23 protein-coding genes and 1 tRNA gene are annotated in these 19000 nt (G+C 35.5%); 23 read left to right on the plus strand and 1 reads right to left on the minus strand.

Annotated elements, in window-relative coordinates:
• Positions 1-232 precede the first annotated feature (232 nt).
• From K8P03_RS06980 to K8P03_RS07040, 13 genes are all read left to right on the plus strand, one after another.
• Positions 233-580: a CidA/LrgA family protein gene (locus tag K8P03_RS06980; protein ID WP_223419772.1), complete on the plus strand. Its 348-nt coding sequence runs from the start codon at positions 233-235 to the stop codon at positions 578-580.
• Position 581: 1 nt separating this feature from the next.
• Positions 582-1322: an LrgB family protein gene (locus tag K8P03_RS06985; protein ID WP_223419774.1), complete on the plus strand. Its 741-nt coding sequence runs from the start codon at positions 582-584 to the stop codon at positions 1320-1322.
• Positions 1323-1483: 161 nt separating this feature from the next.
• Positions 1484-1768, plus strand: coding sequence for a 30S ribosomal protein S6 (gene rpsF / locus K8P03_RS06990; protein ID WP_223419776.1), 285 nt, complete (start codon positions 1484-1486; stop codon positions 1766-1768).
• A gap of 1 nt (position 1769) precedes the next feature.
• Positions 1770-2282 carry a single-stranded DNA-binding protein gene (locus K8P03_RS06995; protein ID WP_223419778.1) on the plus strand — a complete coding sequence of 171 codons (513 nt, stop codon included), beginning with the start codon at positions 1770-1772 and terminating at the stop codon, positions 2280-2282.
• A 25-nt stretch (positions 2283-2307) separates the two neighbouring features.
• Positions 2308-2532, plus strand: coding sequence for a 30S ribosomal protein S18 (gene rpsR, locus K8P03_RS07000; protein ID WP_004828342.1), 225 nt, complete (start codon positions 2308-2310; stop codon positions 2530-2532).
• A 131-nt stretch (positions 2533-2663) separates the two neighbouring features.
• The gene (locus K8P03_RS07005; RefSeq protein WP_223419780.1) at positions 2664-4628 is read left to right on the plus strand and encodes a sodium-translocating pyrophosphatase; all 1965 of its coding nucleotides are present in this window, start codon (positions 2664-2666) and stop codon (positions 4626-4628) included.
• 327 nt (positions 4629-4955) lie between these two features.
• Complete coding sequence (locus tag K8P03_RS07010; protein ID WP_223419783.1) at positions 4956-5438, plus strand: helix-turn-helix domain-containing protein; 483 nt, start codon at positions 4956-4958, stop codon at positions 5436-5438.
• A 12-nt stretch (positions 5439-5450) separates the two neighbouring features.
• Positions 5451-5675, plus strand: a complete 225-nt coding sequence (locus K8P03_RS07015; RefSeq protein WP_223419785.1) for a hypothetical protein — start codon at positions 5451-5453, stop codon at positions 5673-5675.
• 222 nt (positions 5676-5897) lie between these two features.
• On the plus strand, positions 5898-6137 hold the full coding sequence (locus tag K8P03_RS07020; protein ID WP_223419788.1) for a hypothetical protein: 240 nt from the start codon (positions 5898-5900) through the stop codon (positions 6135-6137).
• Between the two features lie 533 nt (positions 6138-6670).
• Positions 6671-7108 (plus strand): type II toxin-antitoxin system HicB family antitoxin, encoded by a 438-nt coding sequence (locus K8P03_RS07025; protein WP_223419790.1) that lies wholly within the window; start codon positions 6671-6673, stop codon positions 7106-7108.
• 47 nt (positions 7109-7155) lie between these two features.
• The gene (locus K8P03_RS07030) at positions 7156-7335 is read left to right on the plus strand and encodes a hypothetical protein (protein ID WP_223419792.1); all 180 of its coding nucleotides are present in this window, start codon (positions 7156-7158) and stop codon (positions 7333-7335) included.
• Positions 7328-7495, plus strand: a complete 168-nt coding sequence (locus K8P03_RS07035) for a hypothetical protein (RefSeq protein WP_223419794.1) — start codon at positions 7328-7330, stop codon at positions 7493-7495. Before K8P03_RS07030 ends, K8P03_RS07035 begins: the two co-directional genes overlap by 8 nt.
• 76 nt (positions 7496-7571) lie before the next feature.
• On the plus strand, positions 7572-7775 hold the full coding sequence (locus tag K8P03_RS07040; RefSeq protein WP_223419796.1) for a DUF7675 family protein: 204 nt from the start codon (positions 7572-7574) through the stop codon (positions 7773-7775).
• Between the two features lie 103 nt (positions 7776-7878).
• Here the strand turns inward: K8P03_RS07040 and K8P03_RS07045 are convergent.
• Positions 7879-7968: transfer RNA gene (locus K8P03_RS07045), tRNA-Leu, on the minus strand.
• 137 nt (positions 7969-8105) lie between these two features.
• On the opposite strand from K8P03_RS07045, the gene ispE reads away from it, so the two are divergent.
• The 10 genes from ispE (at position 8106) to K8P03_RS07095 (ending at position 18999) form a co-directional block, all read left to right on the plus strand.
• Entirely contained in the window at positions 8106-8945 is an 840-nt protein-coding gene (gene ispE / locus K8P03_RS07050; protein WP_223419798.1) for a 4-(cytidine 5'-diphospho)-2-C-methyl-D-erythritol kinase, read from the plus strand.
• Positions 8938-9687 (plus strand): glutamate racemase, encoded by a 750-nt coding sequence (murI, locus tag K8P03_RS07055; protein ID WP_223419800.1) that lies wholly within the window; start codon positions 8938-8940, stop codon positions 9685-9687. Before ispE ends, murI begins: the two co-directional genes overlap by 8 nt.
• Position 9688: 1 nt before the next feature.
• On the plus strand, positions 9689-10594 hold the full coding sequence (locus K8P03_RS07060; protein WP_223419802.1) for a Ppx/GppA phosphatase family protein: 906 nt from the start codon (positions 9689-9691) through the stop codon (positions 10592-10594).
• A gap of 2 nt (positions 10595-10596) precedes the next feature.
• Positions 10597-12774: a polyphosphate kinase 1 gene (ppk1, locus tag K8P03_RS07065; protein ID WP_223419804.1), complete on the plus strand. Its 2178-nt coding sequence runs from the start codon at positions 10597-10599 to the stop codon at positions 12772-12774.
• A gap of 231 nt (positions 12775-13005) precedes the next feature.
• Positions 13006-14004, plus strand: a complete 999-nt coding sequence (locus K8P03_RS07070) for a M15 family metallopeptidase (RefSeq protein WP_223419807.1) — start codon at positions 13006-13008, stop codon at positions 14002-14004.
• Positions 14005-14012: 8 nt separating this feature from the next.
• On the plus strand, positions 14013-14384 hold the full coding sequence (locus K8P03_RS07075) for a RidA family protein (protein ID WP_223419809.1): 372 nt from the start codon (positions 14013-14015) through the stop codon (positions 14382-14384).
• Positions 14385-14853: 469 nt separating this feature from the next.
• A complete protein-coding gene (locus tag K8P03_RS07080; protein ID WP_223419811.1) occupies positions 14854-15339 on the plus strand; it encodes an NUDIX hydrolase in 486 nt (161 codons plus the stop codon).
• Positions 15340-15595: 256 nt separating this feature from the next.
• Complete coding sequence (locus tag K8P03_RS07085; protein ID WP_223419813.1) at positions 15596-16654, plus strand: Fic family protein; 1059 nt, start codon at positions 15596-15598, stop codon at positions 16652-16654.
• A 430-nt stretch (positions 16655-17084) separates the two neighbouring features.
• On the plus strand, positions 17085-18476 hold the full coding sequence (locus K8P03_RS07090; protein ID WP_223419815.1) for an aldehyde dehydrogenase family protein: 1392 nt from the start codon (positions 17085-17087) through the stop codon (positions 18474-18476).
• Between the two features lie 88 nt (positions 18477-18564).
• Positions 18565-18999 carry a TetR/AcrR family transcriptional regulator gene (locus tag K8P03_RS07095; protein WP_223419818.1) on the plus strand — a complete coding sequence of 145 codons (435 nt, stop codon included), beginning with the start codon at positions 18565-18567 and terminating at the stop codon, positions 18997-18999.
• Position 19000 lies beyond the last annotated feature (1 nt).

Genomic DNA, 19000 nt, shown 5'->3' on the forward strand with positions numbered 1-19000 from the left:
ATTATGTTATAATAAAAATTACTGATAGACTAAATAGGCAAAATCTTTAGCAAGTGAAAACATAGTCATGAACTTATAAAATAATTTGCTTGCCTTGCCGGTCTAAAATGAGCAAGAGGAGAGACTTGCTTATGGGAAATTATTTTAAATATATTGTGGGAGTGGGTGATATAAAGATATAAGAGAAATAAGCAAAAATGAACTAAATACATAAAAAATTTGAGGAGACTTTATGAAATATTTAAAAGAATTTTGTTATATACTTTTTTTCTTATTATTGGGTTTTATAGCCAAAAAACTAACAGGCCTACCAATTCCAGAACCAGTTTTTGGTATGATTTTCTTATTTATTGCCCTTTGTGCCAAGTTTGTCAAGGTTGATGACATCGGGGAAACATCTGATTTTCTAACATCTATCCTTGCCTTCACCTTCACACCACTCGGTGTTGGCCTTATGGTGCAGTTTGATGTAATCAGGGACAATGCCCTAAAAATCCTAATTGTTATGACCGTTTCTTGCCTCATCACCATGGCTGTCACAGCCAAAATCGTTGAGATTGTACAAAAAGCGAGGAAATAATATGAGTGAATTTTTAAATACATATGTAGCCGACAATGACTTTTTCGGCATAATCCTATCAATAGTAATGTTTAGAATAGGGATGAAAATCAACAAGAAAACCAAGATTGCCATCCTAAATCCACTTTTACTTGCCATTGTATTTTGTATAATTTTCTTAAAAGTAACTGGGATTACTTATGAAAACTTCAACAAGGGCGGCAGGTATATTTCCTTTATGATTGCCCCAATAACAGTTGCCCTAGTAGTCAGCCTTTACAGAAATATTGATAAATTAAAGGCCAACCTCATCCCAATCCTAATAGGAGTATTTGTTGGATCCTTTGTGGCCATTCTTTCGGCATATCTTTTATCAAAGGCCTTTGGTTTTGAAAAAGATTTGACACTTTCAATGATGCCACAATCTGTAACCACTCCAATCGCAAAATCCCTAACAGAGGAATATGTAGCGAAATTTGGGGCAGACGATGTGACAATTAAGACCTATGCGGCAATTACAGCCATCACAGTTATCCTAAGGGGAACAGTTGGTGCAATCTTTGCCCCAACAGTGATGAAAGTCATGAAGGTCAAAGATCCAGTTGCCCAAGGTATTGGCATCGGCACATCAAGCCACGCCATGGGTACATCAAAGGCCATCGAAATGGGCGAAGTAGAAGGCGCTATGAGTGGACTATCTATAGCTGTTGCAGGTATTTGCACAGTTGTCCTTATGCCACTATTTATAATTTTATTTTTCTAGAAAAAAGCAAAACTAGGGCTTGCCTAAGGGCGGCCTTAGTTTTTTTATTTATAAAATAAAGATAAATATAATTGACAAAAGCCTCAAGCAAGAGTATTATCAATAGGTAATCTCTACTCCGTAGTATAAACGGGGTCAATAGTCCACAGGGAGGTGAAAATATGAATAATTACGAAGCAGTATTGATTTTCAAGACTGAACTAGCTGATGCTGACAGAATTGCTCTTCTAGATAGATTCAAAGGTCATATCGAAGAAAACGGCGAAGTTGTATCAGTTGATGACTGGGGAAAAAGAAGACTTGCTTATGAGATCCAAGATCTTAAAGAAGGTTACTACTATATCGTAGATTTCAAGTCTGAACCAGATCATATCAAAGAATTTGAAAGAAGATTAAGACTTTCAGATTTCGTTCTTAGATACATGGTTATAAGAAAAGAGGACTAATATGAATAAAGTGATACTTATAGGACGCCTAGTTAGGGATCCTGAGTTAAGGTATACCCAAGGAAATCAAGCGGTATGCACATTCACATTAGCAATTGACAAGAAATTAAGTCGTGAAAGAAGAGAAGAAGCGGAAGCAGCTAATCGTCCAACAGCGGATTTTCCAAGGATAACAGTTTGGGGTAGGCAGGCAGAAAATGCCTCTAGATACCTCTTTAAAGGAAGTCAATGCGCAGTAGAAGGTAGGATTCAAACCGGAAGCTACCAAGATAGGGAAACAGGTAAGACAGTCTATACAACAGATGTTGTTGCCGACAATGTTGAGTTTTTAGGATCAAGGTCAGAAAGACAAAGTCATAGCTCAAATCCTGGCGATAACCAAGATGTCTACCAAAATAATTATTCCCAAACCAACAACTATCAAAATAATCAACCAAGTGGTCCATCCACAAACGATGATTTTTTTGACGATGACTTTACTGAAATCCAAGACGATGGCAGGATTCCATTCTAGAAAAGTATAAAAGAAAGGAATTACAATGGCAAGAAGATTTAAACCAAGAAAAAAGGTTGATCCATTTGTTAAAGACCCATCAAAGGTAATAGACTATAAAGACATTGAAACTCTTAAAAGATTTGTTACTGACAGAGGTAAGATTCTTCCAAGAAGAGTTACAGGTCTAAATGCAAAACACCAAAGAGAAATCACAAGAGCAATTAAAAGAGCTAGACAAGTAGCTTTATTGCCTTACGAAGAAAACTAAGATAAAATAAATAAAAAAATTTCAATAAGCAATCTGGGGAGCACCGCTCCCTTTTTATTTGCAATAAAACATGAATATTAAATATAACAAAGTATAGTTATAATTATAATTAAATAATAAAAGGAGGAATTATGTTAATTGTTATTCTTTCTCTAATTGTAGCCATCTTGGCCATAGTGCTTATGGCTTTTACAATCAAAGAGAAAATCCTTCCTGTATCAAGTGGTTCAAAGAGAATGCACGAGATTTCAGGATACATCAAAAACGGAGCAATGACCTTCATCGCAAGCGAGTATAAGTTCATCGTTGCCTTCGTTGTAGTCGTATCAATCTTAATTTCGATATTCCTAGATTACAAAATCACAATCTGCTACATAGTAGGTTCATGTTTCTCAATGCTAACAGGTTTTATCGGAATGAGAACAGCCACAGAAGCAAACGCTAGGTGTGCAAATGAAGCTATGGAAGGTGGCACAAACAGAGCCCTAAAACTTGCCTTTGCAGGTGGATCTGTAATGGGTTATGCAGTAACAGGACTTGGTTTTTCAGGCCTATTAATCTGCTACTTAATCTTTAGAGACCCAGCCATCGTAATGGGATATTCACTTGGTGCATCATCAGTAGCCCTATTTGCAAGAGTAGGTGGCGGTATCTATACAAAAGCCGCAGACCTTGGAGCAGACCTTGTAGGAAAGGTAGAAGCAGGTATCCCAGAAGATGACCCAAGAAACCCAGCAGTAATTGCAGACAACGTAGGAGACAACGTAGGAGACGTTGCAGGAATGGGAGCAGACTTATTTGAATCCTATGCCGGAGCAATTATCTCAGCGATCACCCTTGGCCTTGTATCATACGGCGAAGCAGGACTAAACTTCACACTCCTACTTGTAGCAATTGGAATCCTATCATCTTTAGTAGCAGGCTTCTTATTTACATCCAAAAACCACAAAGACCCACAAAAGGGCCTAATGATGACAATCTATGTATCAGGTGCAATTGTAATAATTGCCGCAATAATCTTATCATTTGCTTATTTTGGAAACGTAAAAGCAGCCCTTGCAATCATTACAGGAATCATCGTAGGAATTGCAATCGGACTACTAACAGAAGTTTACACATCAGATAAATTCAAATATGTAAAAAATATAGCTGAAGAATCAAAAACAGGTGTTGCAACCAACATCATCTCAGGTCTATCAACAGGAATGCTATCAGCAGTAGGCCCAATCATCCTAATCGCCCTAGGCATCATCGTAGCTTACTGGGCAGACGGAGTATTTGGTATAGCCCTATCAGCAGTAGGAATGTTATCAACAACAGCAACCACTGTATCAGTAGATGCCTACGGCCCAATCACAGACAACGCCGGCGGAATCGCTGAAATGGCAGCCCTACCAAGCCATGTAAGAGACATCACAGACGAGCTAGACTCAATAGGAAACACAACAGCAGCCATAGGTAAAGGCTTTGCAATCGGCTCAGCAGCCCTCACAGCCCTATCCTTATTCGTAACCTACTCAGAAACATTAAACCTAGAAACAATATCAATTCTAGACAGCCACGTAGTAGCTGGAATGTTCGTAGGCGGCATGCTACCATTCCTATTTACAGCTCTAACCATGAACTCTGTAGGAAAAGCAGCAACAGAAATGATCAACGAAGTAAGAAGACAATTTAGAAATGACCCAGGCCTACTAGAAGGAACAAGCGAACCAGATTATCAAAAATGTATTGAAATCTCAACATCAGCTTCCCTAAAAGAAATGATTCTACCAGGCGTTTTAGCAATAGTAGTACCAATCTTTGTAGGACTAGTATTTGGCCCAACAGCCCTAGGCGGACTTCTTGCAGGAGCCCTAGTAACAGGCGTACTAATGGCAATCTTCATGTCAAACGCAGGTGGAGCTTGGGATAACGCAAAGAAATACATCGAAACCCTAGAAGGTGAAGATGGAAAAGGCTCAGACGCTCACAAGGCATCAGTAGTAGGAGACACAGTAGGCGACCCATTCAAAGACACATCAGGTCCAGCCCTAAACATCCTAATCAAACTAATGACCGTAGTATCAGTAATCTGTGCCGGACTATTTATGTAAAACAAAACAGTAAAATCGACCTCATCTAAGATGGGGTCTTTTTTTGTACTATGAATAGTGTAAGAAAGAAAGCAATTTCTATTTTGCACTATTTTTGTTAGCAGATTTTTTGTGGCAAAAGATTAGAAATTATCTTAAAATCAAGATTGAAATTAAATTTAAATACAAAAATCATATTGAAAATGAAAATAAAAATCAAAGAAACTTATAGAAAGTGTGAGATAAAGCTTGTCTAAGCCAAGGCTTACGCTTTTTTTATGGCAAAAATCGGGACATTTTCCTTTAAAATCCTATATATAAATAGACTTTAATACTAAAGGAGAATTTATGACAGGAACATATTATACAATTTTACCTGCAGAGGTAAGGCTGGATAAGAGGCTCTTGCCCTTTGAGAGAATTTTATTTTCAGATATTTTAACACTTGCCAACAAGAATGGTTACTGTTTTGCTTCAAACTCTTATTTTGCAAAAGCCTACGGGGTATCAACTGTCTCCATATCAACTTGGATATCAAACCTAGTAAAATATGGCTATATAAGCCGCTCTTATGATTACAAAGACAAGACAAAAAAGATAGAAAGACGTAGGCTCTATGTCAAAGCAGACTTTATGATATATAAAAGCAGACTTAATGACCCCCACAAAGGAGACTTTAAGGAGGGTATCAAAGGAGACTTTAAAGATAATAATATAAATATGAATAATATAAATGATAATATGGAAAACACCATAAAAGTATCTATGGAAAATCCATCTAGACCACCAAAGAAGTCCGACTATCTACAAGCTATGTTGGATAGGATTTAGAAAGGATGGTAAATGGTAAAGGTAATTAATAAAAAAGGCAAGAAATATTTAAATATAGATGGTAGGGAGTACGGTCCCAAATCACTTTACTTTCACATACAAAGAACCACTTCTACCTTAGAATATTTCACAAAAAGTGGTGATTGGGATGAAGATAGGCAAAGTCAAGTGAAAAAATATATCCAAAGGCTTGTGGAAATCTATAGGAAATATTATCCGGAAGAGGATAATTGGTGATATAAAAGATTAGATATAGAAAAATAGGGGTTCCCCACCAAACTTATTAGTAAGTCTTTTAATGAGCGAGGAAGCCCTATTTAATATAATATATGAATATTACCTTATTAGTCAAATATAAACTAAGAATGTTTTTGGAACATCAAAAAATATTTGTGATTTATGATTGATAAATAAATGAATATATTATATAACTAACATAAGAAAATAAGGGAGGGTAAAATGTTATCCAAAAATCAAGTTATTGAAATCGCGGATTTATTTTTCAATGGAAATCCTGAAAAGGCCTATACCCTAGTTTCGGATATGAATGAATGGAATCAGTTTATTAATTCGATAAAAAAAGATGAAAATCAGTTGAAAGCATATCTAATAATGAAGCATAGCGACCTAAGTATTTGGGAAAAACATACCCCATTTAAGGAAAAGAGAGCCTACCCAAGCTACGATATTGGATATTAAGATTCAATATTCTAATGGAAGAACAAGAATATTCATTAATTTAGGAAGACTCTAATTCCTAGCATAGATCTCTATGAGGAATAAAAAGGATAAAATATAAGCAACAGATTAAATAAAGCACGGTTTATTTATAAATAGGTTTACTGGTTCATTTAAGGTCAAAGTTATAGATCATAGAGAATCAAATAAAGAAGAGAAAAAATTAATATTAAGAATTTTTAAAAAAGTTAGATGTGATGTTTCAAATTAGAAATATTTTAGTTTGCAAATTGTAAAAATTAGGCTGATTATTATAAGTTAATAGTATATGATAGTATGGTAAATATTTTATATAAATAACTAGCCTATTATTTTCGTTATACGGATTAATGCGTATAATGATTCTTGGAATAATTTCAATAGTTGAATGAATTATAGTAAAATTATTGGTCTGGATATGCAGGAAATAATTTTATCTATACAAGGAAACAGTTTTTCTAAAGACAAAGATACCATAGTAAACTTAAGGAATTTAGATTATAAGGAGAATTTTTATGTTTGTATCTTATCCAGCAGTATTTTTGAAAAATGTAGAAAGCCTTGGGTTTACAATTTTATTTCCTGATTTACCAGGCTGTATTTCATGTGGAAATGATGTGAAGGATGCCTTATACATGGCAAATGACGCCCTGGGTTGTTTTTTATTTGATGATTATGCAAGGCTTGAGGATATGCCAAAATCTTCATTATTAGAAGATATTGATCTTAGAGATTTTATTGAGGAGGACGAATACAAATATCTTTCACTAGAGGGAAGTTTTAAGTCCTATGTTGGTTTGAATTTGACTGATTATGTAAAGAAACATGAAAAGAAAACAGTGAAGAAAAATGTAACTATACCTTCCTACCTTAATGAAATGGGCAAGGCTAGCAAAATTAATTTCTCCAAACTTTTAACAGAAGCTTTGGAAAGGGAATTTGATATAGAATAATTTATTTATTGGCGATTACAGGTGTGGTCGCTTTTTACTTGGTAAAAATGAAGATTATGAAATTTACTTTATTTTCAAAAAATGCACAAACGGGTAAAGATATATCGAGTATAGGACTTGATGAAAAAGAAGATCTGTATCAGAAAAATAGTGAGTTTTTAGTAAATTCTATAAGAAAGTCGTCAAATCTTGTAGAAATTACTCTTAAGGAGTTTTCAAATGAATAAAAAAGAACTAACTGATGAAGAAAAGCAAAAATTATTGACAAATAGATTTACAGCTCCTTTTAAGGGGGAGACTATCGGACATAGAGAATTAACAGAGGAAGAGAAAAAAGAAGCTGAAGTGTTTTGCAAGAAAATAGACGAAAGAAAAGAAAACAAATGAATATTATCATACAAAGATAAGTAAATAATGACAAATGTGGATTAATCAATCTAGTAAATTCTAATTAAGGAAAATTATGAAGAATTCTTGGTATAAAAATAAAAAAACAGACCTAATTTGGTGGAAAAAGTCGAATAGAATTGGCGTGTGGGAATTTTCCTTTGATAAGGTTAAGGTTTATAATTTGTTTAAAGATTATCCTGCTTGTCTAAATAAAGAAGAAAAAGAGATATTTGATAGGGAAAATCCCTATCGGAAAGATTTTTTTAAGGATAGGTAATAAATTCTATTGTTTAAGAAAATTAATATTTATTAGCATAAAAAAAGGACCTCTTATGGTCTTTTTTATTTATCATATACTATAAAATGTTATTTTTAAGATATGGTGCGGGATAGAAGATTTGAACTTCCACGACCTAAAATCGGTCACAAGATCCTTAGTCTTGCGCGTCTGCCAATTCCGCCAATCCCGCATGGGATTACTAGTAAATAATACTATATTTTCTATAAATTGTCAACTACTTTTCTATTCTTGTGTAAAATTTTTCTTACAATTCGCAAAAAAATTAGGTTTTGCCTTGGGATATGATATAATAATTTTGAGGTATATATGATAAAAAAATGTTTTGCAAAGATTAACCTTAGCCTTGATATTATCTCAAAAAGAGCCGATGGTTATCACAATATCGATACTTTGATGGCGAGGATTAATCTTTTTGATAAATTAGAAATAGAAAAAACTTCTGACGGCAAATTTACTTATGACTCTAATGTAAGCTTAGGAAAAGTCGAGGATAACTTGATTTTTAAGGCCTACGAGGTCATGAAAAATCTTGCGGGCGAAAAGGCGACGGGCATTAGGGTTAAACTAACAAAAAATATTCCGGTTGCGGCTGGCCTTGCGGGTGGATCTACCAACGCCGCTGAGACTATGAAGGCCCTCAACGAACTTTGGGGCATGGGTCTTACTAAAAACGACCTTATGGAAGCTGGGGCCAAACTTGGGGCGGATATTCCATTTTTCTTCCTTGAAAGGGCGGCTCGTGCGACTGGGATTGGGGAAATCCTCGATCCTTTTTCCATAAAAACACCCCTTAAGGTTCTTTTGGTAAATGACGGGACAAGTATAGCTTCTGCCCATGTTTACAAAAATACCAAGCTTTTTGGCCATATTAAGACTGGTGAAATTGCAAAAAGTCTTAGCCAAGGTTCTTGGGAGTTTGTAGAGGATTTTGAAAATGTAATGGAAGACGTAGTTTTGAGGGATTTTCCACACCTAAAGGCAATTAAGGAAAATTTGTCCAATCATGGTGCCCTTAAGGCCCTTGTTTCGGGGTCTGGCGCTTCTATTTTTGGGATTTTTAAGGATGAAAAAGCCCTTGATAGGGCCTATGAAAGCCTTAAGACTTCCTATAATTTTGTAAGAAAGGTGGACCTAATCGATGACTAATATTGGAATTTTTGATTCGGGTCTGGGCGGAGTTGCGGTTTTAAACGAGCTTGCCAAGAAAAACAAGGCCAATTATTTCTACCTGGGGGACAATCTCAGAGTCCCTTATGGCAACAGGTCAAAGACTGAAATAACAAGCTTTGCGACCGATATTGTTAATTACCTTGAGTCCTATGATATAGATTATTACATAATCGCCTGCAACACAATTTCTGTGACTTGCAAGGATTATTTGAGGGAGAAATTCAAGAAAGAATTTATCACTATTGCCGATGTGGCGATTGAGGCTGCATCGGGCTTTGAGGGTGATTACCTGACACTTGCAACCAAGGCTACTATTGATAGTCACTATTATAAAAAGGCCTTGGAGGCAAGAAAAGACTGCAAGGTCTACGAGTCAAAGGCCATTGACCTGGTGAATTTAATTGAAAGTGGAATTTTGGAAGGTGCGACACTTAATGACTCGCTAGATGAATATTTATCCATAGCAAATGAAAAGAAAATTCTAAATATTATCCTTGCCTGCACCCACTATCCAATAATCAAGGATAGGATTAAAGAAAGGCTAAATTATGAGGCAAATATCATAGATCCCGCCCTTTATTTGGCTGAAAAAATAGTGACTGAAGACGCCCAAAATAGGGTAAATATATTTATGACAAAGAAAAGCGATGAAACTCGTGATTTAATCGATAAAATTATGGATGTTGACTATAAATTGAGCTTTATAGGAGGTTTGTAAGATGATTTACGCAATTATGGATATCGGCTCAAACACAGTAAGACTCTCAGTTTACAAGGAAAAAAACGGGGAGGCTGTGAATTTATTTTCAGAAAAAGAACAAGTTTCCCTTAAATCCTACGTCAAGGACGGCAGGCTTACTGAGAAGGGGATAAAGAGGTTGTTTTCAACTCTTGCAAACTTTAAGGAAGTTGTGGATAACTTTGACGATATCGACGAGGTCCATCCTTTTGCAACTGCGACTGTAAGGGACGTTGCTAACAGGTCTGATATTTTAGCCCTAATTAAGGATAAGCTTGACCTTGATATAGAGATTTTATCCGGCGAAGAGGAGGCCCAGCTCGCCTTTGTGGGTGCGGCTGTTTCTACTGATGTCAAGGAGGGCGTTCTTTGCGATATTGGCGGTGGTTCGACTGAAGTAGTCCTTATTGACCAGGGCAAGGTTATCAAGTCTTCGTCCCTTTCAATCGGCTCACTTTCGGCCTTTAACGACTATGTTGAAGGACTTTTTGTCGATAAGGCCAGCAGGAAAAAAATCGAAAACCGAGTCGTCCAGCTTTTTGATGATACTTCTATGTATAGGGAAGATTTCAATGTCCTATCAGCTGTTGGAGGTTCTGCCCGTGCTGCCCTTATGGTTTATAGGGAATATTACGGCCTAACCGATGACGTCCGCTCTATGGATGCGGCGGATTTCCAAGCCATGGTAAAAGATATTATTAAAAAATCTGACAAGAAGAAAATGCGTTTAATCCTTGATATTAAGCCAGACAGGATCCACACCCTCTTGCCAGGAATGATTATTATGAATGAAATATGCAAGTTTTTCTCAGTTGAAAAAATAAATGTTAGCCAAACGGGTGTTAGGGAAGGATATGTTTATAGCAAACTTTTAGGAAGGAGCTAGACATGAAAAATTATACGCAAAATAGGGAACTATCCTGGCTTGACTTTAATAAAAGAGTTATAGAAGAAGCCATGGATAAGACCGTCCCAGTCCTTGAAAGACTCAAGTTTCTATCGATTTACGACACCAACCTTGAAGAGTTTTTCATGGTAAGGATTGGGTCTTTGACTGACTTGTCAAAACTTAAAAAGCAACCTATTGATAACAAGTCAAACATGACTCCAATTGAGCAAATTGACGCATCTCTTGAAAAACTTGTGCCAATGTATGAGAGAAAGGACCAGATATATCTTGACCTAATCGAAGACTTGGCCAAGGAAGGTATAAATATACGAAAAGTTACCGATTTAGATGAAAAGGGCAGGGATTTTTGCCAGGTATATTTTGACACAAAAATCGAACCGATTTTGTCTTTTCAAATTATTGATAGGGTCCACCCACTGCCAAGACTTGCGAATTTAAGCCTGTCAGTAGTCTTTGACCTGTCCAAGAAAAAGTCCAAATCATCCAGCCCAAAGGAAATAATCGGCATAATCTACCTGCCAGAAAGGCTAAAAAGATATGTCATGATTTCCGACAGGACCTATGTTTTCCTTGAAGATATAGTCAAGGAATGTGGGGCAGAAGTTTTTGAGGGCTATAAGGCTGAGAATGCCTTTGTTATGAGCCTTACAAGGAACGCTGATATTTCCTATGACGATGATGACTACGATGTCGAGGAAGACTTCAGGACCTATATGAAGGGGAAATTAAAGAAGAGAAATAGGCTAAAGCCAGTAAGGCTTGAGGTTGATTCTCCACTTGTCGCTGAAGATAAGGAATTTTTATGCAAGAATTTTGAACTTAGCGAGAAATCAATCTTCGTTTCAAAAACCCCTTTCCAACTAGGTTTTATCTTTGATTTCATTGAGAACCTACCAAGAAGGACCAAAAATGCCCTAACATACGAGCCTTTTGAGCCACAAGGATCAGCCATGGTAAATCCAGCAAGGCCAATGATTGATCAGATTATCGAAAAAGACATAATTTTATCCTACCCTTACGAGTCCATGGACCCAATGATAAGGCTTTTGGATGAGGCGGCCACAGATCCTACTGTAGATTCCATAAAGATTACCCTTTATAGGATTGCTAAGGATTCTAAAATTGCCAAGAGCCTCATTAAGGCCAGTGAAAATGGCAAGGAAGTCATTGTCCTAATGGAATTAAGGGCGAGATTTGACGAAGATAACAACATTTTCTGGTCGTCAAGGCTTGAAGATGCGGGATGCAAGATTGTCTACGGTTTTGACCACTACAAGTGTCATTCCAAGGTTTGCCTCATTACTAGGTATGTTGATGGGGAAATTTCCTTTATCACTCAGATTGCGACCGGAAATTATAACGAAAAAACCGCCAAACTTTATACAGATTTTTCCTTCATGACAGAAGATATGGTTATTGGCCAAGATGCCAAGGATTTATTTGATAATATTTTGATAGGCAATCTCGAAGGCGATTACAAAAAGCTCATGGTTTCGCCAAAGTCTATGCCAGAAGGCCTTGAAAAATTGATTAAAGATGAGATTAAAAAGGCTAAAAATGGAGAAGACGCCTATATCAGGCTAAAGATGAATTCAATTTCCGATAGGGGCTTAATTGACCTTTTGGCCAAGGCAAGCCAGGCGGGAGTTGAAATCAAGATGATGGTAAGGGGTATCACCTGCATCTTGCCAGGAGTAGCAGGAGAGACTGAAAACATTGAAATTTACCAGATTGTTGGCAGGTTCCTCGAACACCACAGGATTTACCAATTCGGCAGGGAAAACCCAAAAGTTTATATATCTTCGGCAGATTTTATGACTAGAAATATCAGAAATAGGGTCGAAGTTGCAGTCCCAATTGAAGATTCTGATGTGAAAAAATATGTCCTAGACTTTTGTGATACCATGTTTGCTGATGATGTTAAAATCAGGAAACTATATGCAACTGGCGAATATTTGAGGGTAGAAAATAAGAATAATTATAATGCCCAAGAAGAGCTTATGAAAAAAGCCATCTCAGATTTTGAACAGGCTGAAATTAAGTATAGGGAAAATGATTTAGGAAATAATCATAAAATACTTAAAGCTGATGCTGTAAAAAAAGATGACCAAAAAGCAAGTTTTATAGACTGGCTTAAAAATATTTTTAAGAATTAGTCAAAATAAACCTAAAATTGATGAAAATCCGACAAAAAAGTCGGATTTTTTACTTTTTCTTTAAAAAATACGCATTTTGCCCTGTTCATTTTGTAAAATTCGTGTTATAATAATGGTAACGAAATGTAATGTTGAACTAAAATAGTAAATTGAAATATATTTAATATTTATGCAAGACCTTACTGACCCACAGATTTACACTAAAATATTGAAATAAATAGAGGAATAAAAATGTCAAACAAAGGTATCAGAGAGCTTAAGAGACGTAAAAGAAGAGAGACAAGAAGAAGGAGAAAAAAGGCAATTTTTCTAGGTGCTGGATTGGTTTTGACCCTTACAACAGCTAAGTTTGCCCTACAAAAAGATGATGATTACCAAATCAGAAGACCAAGTGAATACAGGATTGCATCTGGTGAATTAATGGCAGATAAAGCCAAAGAGGAAAAAGCCAGCACATCCGATGTCCACGTAGCAACTGAGATTGGTTTTAAAAATATAGATTTAAAAGATGAACAAAAGATCGAAGATAGCTCTTATGAAAATGAGCTTGTTGAGTATGTGAAGTGCCTACAAACCCAATATGCCTACCAATTTCCAAATGATTATTCAAAAACAGATAAGTTCGTAAAGGAAGGCCAATACCTTGGTTTTTATGGCTCAGAAAACGGTTTTGCGAAGGTCAAAATCGACGATTCATATTATTATGTAAATAAATATGGACTTGCAAAAACAGATCCAAGCGAGACTGTAAAGGTTGTAAGCGGAATAGTTTATGTCAGCGAAGCTTATCCACTACCAGCAAATTTTGACCCAGGTGTGGACAAAACTGCTAGGCGTGCCTTCGAAACCATGCGCCAAGATATGGAAAGAGTCGGCCTTAACTTAAAGATTGCGTCTGATTACAGGGGTTATGAGCTTGAGGGCAAGATGTATGATGCGGGCGAAGTTGATGCAGAACCAGCCGGCACAAGTGAACACCAAACAGGCACAGCCTTTGACTTTTTCACAGAAGGCTCTAAATACAATGATAAATTTGAAGCGACAGCCGAATACAAATGGCTAGCTGAAAATGCCTATAAATATGGATTTATCGAAAGATATCCAAAGGGTAAGGAAAATAAAACCCACCACAAGGCTCAAGCTTGGCACTACAGGTTTGTAGGGGTCGAAAATGCCAAGGAAATTTACGACAACAATCTAACTTTAGAAGAATTTTTAAAGATATCATAGGGGGAAGAATGAAAACAATTCAAACAAAAAATGCACCAGCAGCTGTAGGAGCCTATGCCCAAGGCATAGTTACAGATAATTTAATATTCACCTCAGGCCAACTTCCACTTGACCCAGCAACAGGCGAATTAGAAATGGAAATCAAAAAGGCCACAAAAAGAGCCCTTGAAAACATCAAGGCCATAGTAGAAGCAGGCGGATCATCTATTGATAAAATTGTAAAATGCAATGTCTTTCTAGATGACGTAAACGACTTTGCAGCCTTCAACCAAGTCTACGAAGAATTCTTCGGCGACCACAAACCAGCCAGATCTGCCCTAGAAGTAGCAAACATACCAAAAGGCGCAGTAATAGAAATCGAAGCCATAGCTGTACTATAGCCTTGTCCTAATTTTCCGAAAGAAAAATTATGGAAATACTTATGCGGAGGCACGAACTTGTCCTCATTTTCTGGAAGAAAATGAGCAGAAAGTTCCACCGATGCTATAGCTTTGTCCTAACGAGAACGAAGTTCGAGTTATGGAAAGACGGTAGTCCTAGTTAAAAAGGAATTTTCGCAAAAACATGATTAGTGTGCTCAATTTCTGGGAAATATTCATAGTCTTTTTGGATAAGTTTTCGAAACTATTGCTAAAGTTATTCTGAAAATGAAAATCTTGTGAAATAGGATTTGTAAAAATTTTTGAAAACAGAATCATTATGTAAATGATTTTAAAAAGTATTTATAAGCTCTTTATTATTTGTTTGATAAGATTATAAGAAATAAAAAAATAAGAAAAATACAATCTTGACCCAGAGGGGTCATTTTTGTTTTTGTGGAGAATTTGAAATTAAAGTTAGGGGAGAGATATGGATCAGGATTGTGGATTTAGAGAAGGGGATAAGTGGTTTAGGTACAGATCGGCTGCAATAATAGTCGAAGATGATTGTGTTTTGTTTGCGGGAAATGAAGTAGATGACTATTACTATTCCATAGGTGGCGGAGTCCATTTGGGGGAAAGTTCTGAAGATGCCATAAAAAGAGAAGTCTTCGAAGAAACAGGCGTCTATTACGAAGTTGATTATTTGGCTATTATTCACGAAAATTTCTTTGTAGGAAGCTCTAGTTTAAAAGGCGTAGACTGCCATGAGATTTGCTTTTATTACATGATGAAGCCAAAGGGCAATAAAAATCTTAAGAGCCATAGCCTTACAACTAGCGGCCTAAAAGAGACAATGCACTGGATACCAATCGACCGACTTGAAGATTATAAGGCCTATCCGACTTTTATGAAAGATTATTTAAAGTCAGACCACAAGGACCTCGTTCACATCGTCACAGATGAAAGAGTCTGACAAGGCTCAGCCATCTATTGAAATATTGAAAGTTTCATTTTATAGATAAAGTCAAGCATTGAATTCCTGTCATTTAAGGATTTCATAAGATGTTGAATGGCAGAAATAAATATATTAAGATGATAGATAACATTTTTTAATCTCGCCACTTTTGCATTATCATAGCCAAATTAATTAAAATGGCGAGATTAATCTCGCCAATCTTGATTTATATACGCCAATTATGGTATAATGGCGAGAAAGGTGGTGAGATTTCATGAGGGAATTTAATTATTCAAAATTGCTTGAGTTAAATATACCTGCGAATATGTATGATTTGATAGCAAAAATATACGAGTATAAGGGTAAACAGGAACTTTATGTGGAGAATTTCTCAGATGTACTCGAAAAAATGGTAGAAGTTGCTAAGATCCAATCAACAAAATCATCAAATGCTATTGAAGGCATTTCTACAAATGATGGTAGATTAGAAGAATTGATGAAGAAAAAAAGTGTGCCAAGAAATAGAAATGAAGAAGAAATATATGGCTATAGAGAAGTTCTAGATATCATACATGAAAATTATGAAAATATTGAAATCACAAAAAACAATATTTTAACTTTGCACAATAGACTATATTCTTACTCTGGCGGGAGTCATAAGGGTAAATTTAAGAGCATAGATAATAGTATAGTTGAAACAAACGTACTAGGGGAAAAAAGAATAAGATTTCAGCCTGTATCAGCTTTTGAAACAGAATCATACATTGATAAATTGATTAGCGCTTATGATGCAGCTATAAATTTAAAAATACCACCATTGTTACTAATTCCGGTTGTTGTTCATGATTTTTTGTGCATCCATCCTTTTTTTGATGGAAATGGGAGGATGTCTAGACTTATCACACTTCTACTTCTTTATAAAAATGGTTTTTTTGTAGGAAAATATATTTCATTAGAAATGATAATAGAAGATACCAAGGATTCGTATTATGAAGAATTGCAAGCGTCAAGTGAAAATTGGCATTCTGGAACTAATGATGAATTACCATTTATAAAATATATGCTATCAGTAATTTACAAGGCATATAGTGAATGTGATGAGAGATTTAGGCTAATAGGGGAGAAATCTTTGACATCTGCAGAAAGGGTGTTAAAGGTATTTGATAACACTTTAGAAGCCCTATCTAAATCTGATATTGTTATACTCTGTCCAGATATTTCAAAGAGAACTATCGAGAGAGCATTAAAAGAGCTAAGTGATGGAGGTTTAATTAAACAAATAGGTAGCGGAAGAGCGACTAAATATATTAAAGTAGAAGGTCTATATGAGTGATAAAATCTATCTAATATTTTAGGTGTAAATATTTTAATTATTATAGTAAATTACAATCTTTTAAAAAACCCAAAACCATACCCACCAGAGGAAGTTAGGAAAGAATTTAAAAGTGGGGGAATAAGCTTAGCTTCATCTAAGTTTGTGGGCTTATCCCATTACCTTCTCCCAAGACTTGTTAAAAGCGAAGCAAATTGGGAAAATGGAAATGCTTATTGGTATAGGTCTGGTGTGAGATTGGGAATATTTGGTATTGTTCTTACACTGATAACAGCAATATTAGGTAAAGTTTTTAGACTTTTTGATCCTTTAGTTGGCTTGTTTATTATTTTAATTCCGTTGGTTTTAGGAATGATATATATGTGTATAAGGATGGAAAAAGATATTTTAAAGGATTAATTTATAGAATATTTTTTATGAATTTCAATCTATGAATTTTGAAAGGACAGTTATGAATCTTGAAAATATTATTCATAATCAAAGAGAATTTTTTCTTGAGAATTTTACCAAGTCCTATGATTTTAGGATGAGAGAGTTAAATAAGCTTGAAAAGGCCATAAGGGAAAATGAAGGGGAGATTTTATCAGCCCTTGAAAAAGACTTAGGCAAATCTAATTTTGAATCCTACCTTACTGAGTATAACTTTGTTTTAGAGGAGATAAACTTTGTAAAAAAACACCTTCATAAATGGATGAAAAAAGTGAGGGTAGGAAAGTCTCTTACAACTTTTCCGGCAAAAAGTTTTTATACCTACGAACCTCTTGGAGTTACTTTTATAATTTCCCCTTGGAATTATCCCTTTAATCTAAGTCTAGGGCCAGTTGTTGGAGCCATAGCTAGTGGAAATACTGTGATTTTAAAGACTTCATCAAAATCGACCGAAACAAGTAAAATTATCTCAAGAATTGTCGGGGATAATTTTAGGGAAGAGTATTTTATTCATTTAGATAATGAAAAACTCGACTATGATGAATTGATAAATAAGCCTTATGACCATGTTTTTTACACCGGTGGGCCTGCTGTGGCAAAAAAAATTATGGAAGCTCAAGCTCCTCATCTTAGTAAACTAACTTTAGAACTTGGGGGTAAGAGTCCCTGCCTTGTCGAAAAGACTGCCGACATAAAAATGGCAGCCAAGAAAATTGCCTGGGCTAAGACTGTAAACGCTGGTCAAACCTGTATTGCCCCAGACTTTTTGATCGTAGATAAGTCCATAAAAGACAATCTGATTTTAGAATTAAAGGAAAATCTAACTGACTTTTATGGGGAAAACCCACTTGCTAATAAAGACTTGCCAAGGATTATAAATACCCATCATTTTGATAGGCTTTTGGAGCTTATAGACGAAGACAAAGTAGTTTTTGGAGGAGCTTATGATAGGGATAAATTAAAAATAGCCCCAACTATCATGGACGGGGTCGATTTTTCTGATCCTGTCATGGGTGAGGAAATTTTTGGACCTATTATTCCTATAATTTCTTATGGCAATCTCGATGAGATTTTGGGTAAAATAAAGAGAATGCCAAAGCCCTTAGCTTTTTATACCTTTACACGTGATAAAAATATTGAAGATAAAATCATCAGGGAAATGGAATACGGCAACGGGGCCATTAATGAGTGCTTGATGCAAATTGCAAATCCTAGGTTAGAATTTGGGGGAGTAGGAAATTCGGGTCAGGGAGGCTACCACGGTTATTTTGGTTTTATGAATTTTTCTAATAGGAAATCTATGGTCAAGGCTGGATTTTTTGATAATCCTTTTAGGTATCCGCCTTATTCGAAAAAGACCCTTGCTTTGATAAAAAAAATTTTGACTATGTAGATAAATACCATATTATAAGGGAGAAAACATAAAAAAAAGAAGTGTTGAAGAAATATTTGTAGCAACTCTCTTAGACTTGTCTGTGAGAATGGATCTTGATAAGATCACTGTAAGAAAAATCGTTGAAGAATCAGGTTTGTCCCAGCAAACTTTTTATAATTATTATAAAAATAAGGAAGGCTTGGGTTTTTCTGTCCACAAGGTCTATGGGCAGAGTCTGATTGATAGGTTAAATGAAGATGAAGATTATGATTTAAATAATCTTTTGATTGATAATATCAAGTTTTATCAAGAACACAAACAATTTATTTTAAATGCTCTAAAGCATACAAAGGGAGATAATTCATACTTTCATCTATCTGCTGAAAATGCTTATAAAAGCCTAAAGGAATATCTTTTAAAGAAAAATAATTCTAGCAGAGTATTAAAGTCATTTAATCACTCTGCTAGTTTTTTACATTATATAATTCATTTACTTATAATTTTTCATAGCAAAAAGCTCGAAGTAAATCTTCGAGCTTAAT

The organism is Anaerococcus murdochii (genome assembly GCF_019957155.1).
GTDB lineage: Bacteria > Bacillota > Clostridia > Tissierellales > Peptoniphilaceae > Anaerococcus > Anaerococcus murdochii.

Coding starts and splice junctions, on each gene's coding strand:
- K8P03_RS06980 (WP_223419772.1), top strand. CDS start 233: ATGAAATATTTAAAAGAATTTTGTTATATACTTTTTTTCTTATTATTG.
- K8P03_RS07005 (WP_223419780.1), top strand. CDS start 2,664: ATGTTAATTGTTATTCTTTCTCTAATTGTAGCCATCTTGGCCATAGTG.
- K8P03_RS07020 (WP_223419788.1), top strand. CDS start 5,898: ATGTTATCCAAAAATCAAGTTATTGAAATCGCGGATTTATTTTTCAAT.
- K8P03_RS07070 (WP_223419807.1), top strand. CDS start 13,006: ATGTCAAACAAAGGTATCAGAGAGCTTAAGAGACGTAAAAGAAGAGAG.
- murI (WP_223419800.1), top strand. CDS start 8,938: ATGACTAATATTGGAATTTTTGATTCGGGTCTGGGCGGAGTTGCGGTT.
- K8P03_RS07015 (WP_223419785.1), top strand. CDS start 5,451: ATGGTAAAGGTAATTAATAAAAAAGGCAAGAAATATTTAAATATAGAT.
- ispE (WP_223419798.1), top strand. CDS start 8,106: ATGATAAAAAAATGTTTTGCAAAGATTAACCTTAGCCTTGATATTATC.
- K8P03_RS07090 (WP_223419815.1), top strand. CDS start 17,085: ATGAATTTTGAAAGGACAGTTATGAATCTTGAAAATATTATTCATAAT.
- K8P03_RS07060 (WP_223419802.1), top strand. CDS start 9,689: ATGATTTACGCAATTATGGATATCGGCTCAAACACAGTAAGACTCTCA.
- K8P03_RS07025 (WP_223419790.1), top strand. CDS start 6,671: ATGTTTGTATCTTATCCAGCAGTATTTTTGAAAAATGTAGAAAGCCTT.
- K8P03_RS07010 (WP_223419783.1), top strand. CDS start 4,956: ATGACAGGAACATATTATACAATTTTACCTGCAGAGGTAAGGCTGGAT.
- K8P03_RS07085 (WP_223419813.1), top strand. CDS start 15,596: ATGAGGGAATTTAATTATTCAAAATTGCTTGAGTTAAATATACCTGCG.
- K8P03_RS07040 (WP_223419796.1), top strand. CDS start 7,572: ATGAAGAATTCTTGGTATAAAAATAAAAAAACAGACCTAATTTGGTGG.
- rpsR (WP_004828342.1), top strand. CDS start 2,308: ATGGCAAGAAGATTTAAACCAAGAAAAAAGGTTGATCCATTTGTTAAA.
- K8P03_RS07095 (WP_223419818.1), top strand. CDS start 18,565: ATGGATCTTGATAAGATCACTGTAAGAAAAATCGTTGAAGAATCAGGT.
- K8P03_RS07030 (WP_223419792.1), top strand. CDS start 7,156: ATGAAGATTATGAAATTTACTTTATTTTCAAAAAATGCACAAACGGGT.
- ppk1 (WP_223419804.1), top strand. CDS start 10,597: ATGAAAAATTATACGCAAAATAGGGAACTATCCTGGCTTGACTTTAAT.
- K8P03_RS06985 (WP_223419774.1), top strand. CDS start 582: ATGAGTGAATTTTTAAATACATATGTAGCCGACAATGACTTTTTCGGC.
- rpsF (WP_223419776.1), top strand. CDS start 1,484: ATGAATAATTACGAAGCAGTATTGATTTTCAAGACTGAACTAGCTGAT.
- K8P03_RS07080 (WP_223419811.1), top strand. CDS start 14,854: ATGGATCAGGATTGTGGATTTAGAGAAGGGGATAAGTGGTTTAGGTAC.
- K8P03_RS07035 (WP_223419794.1), top strand. CDS start 7,328: ATGAATAAAAAAGAACTAACTGATGAAGAAAAGCAAAAATTATTGACA.
- K8P03_RS06995 (WP_223419778.1), top strand. CDS start 1,770: ATGAATAAAGTGATACTTATAGGACGCCTAGTTAGGGATCCTGAGTTA.
- K8P03_RS07075 (WP_223419809.1), top strand. CDS start 14,013: ATGAAAACAATTCAAACAAAAAATGCACCAGCAGCTGTAGGAGCCTAT.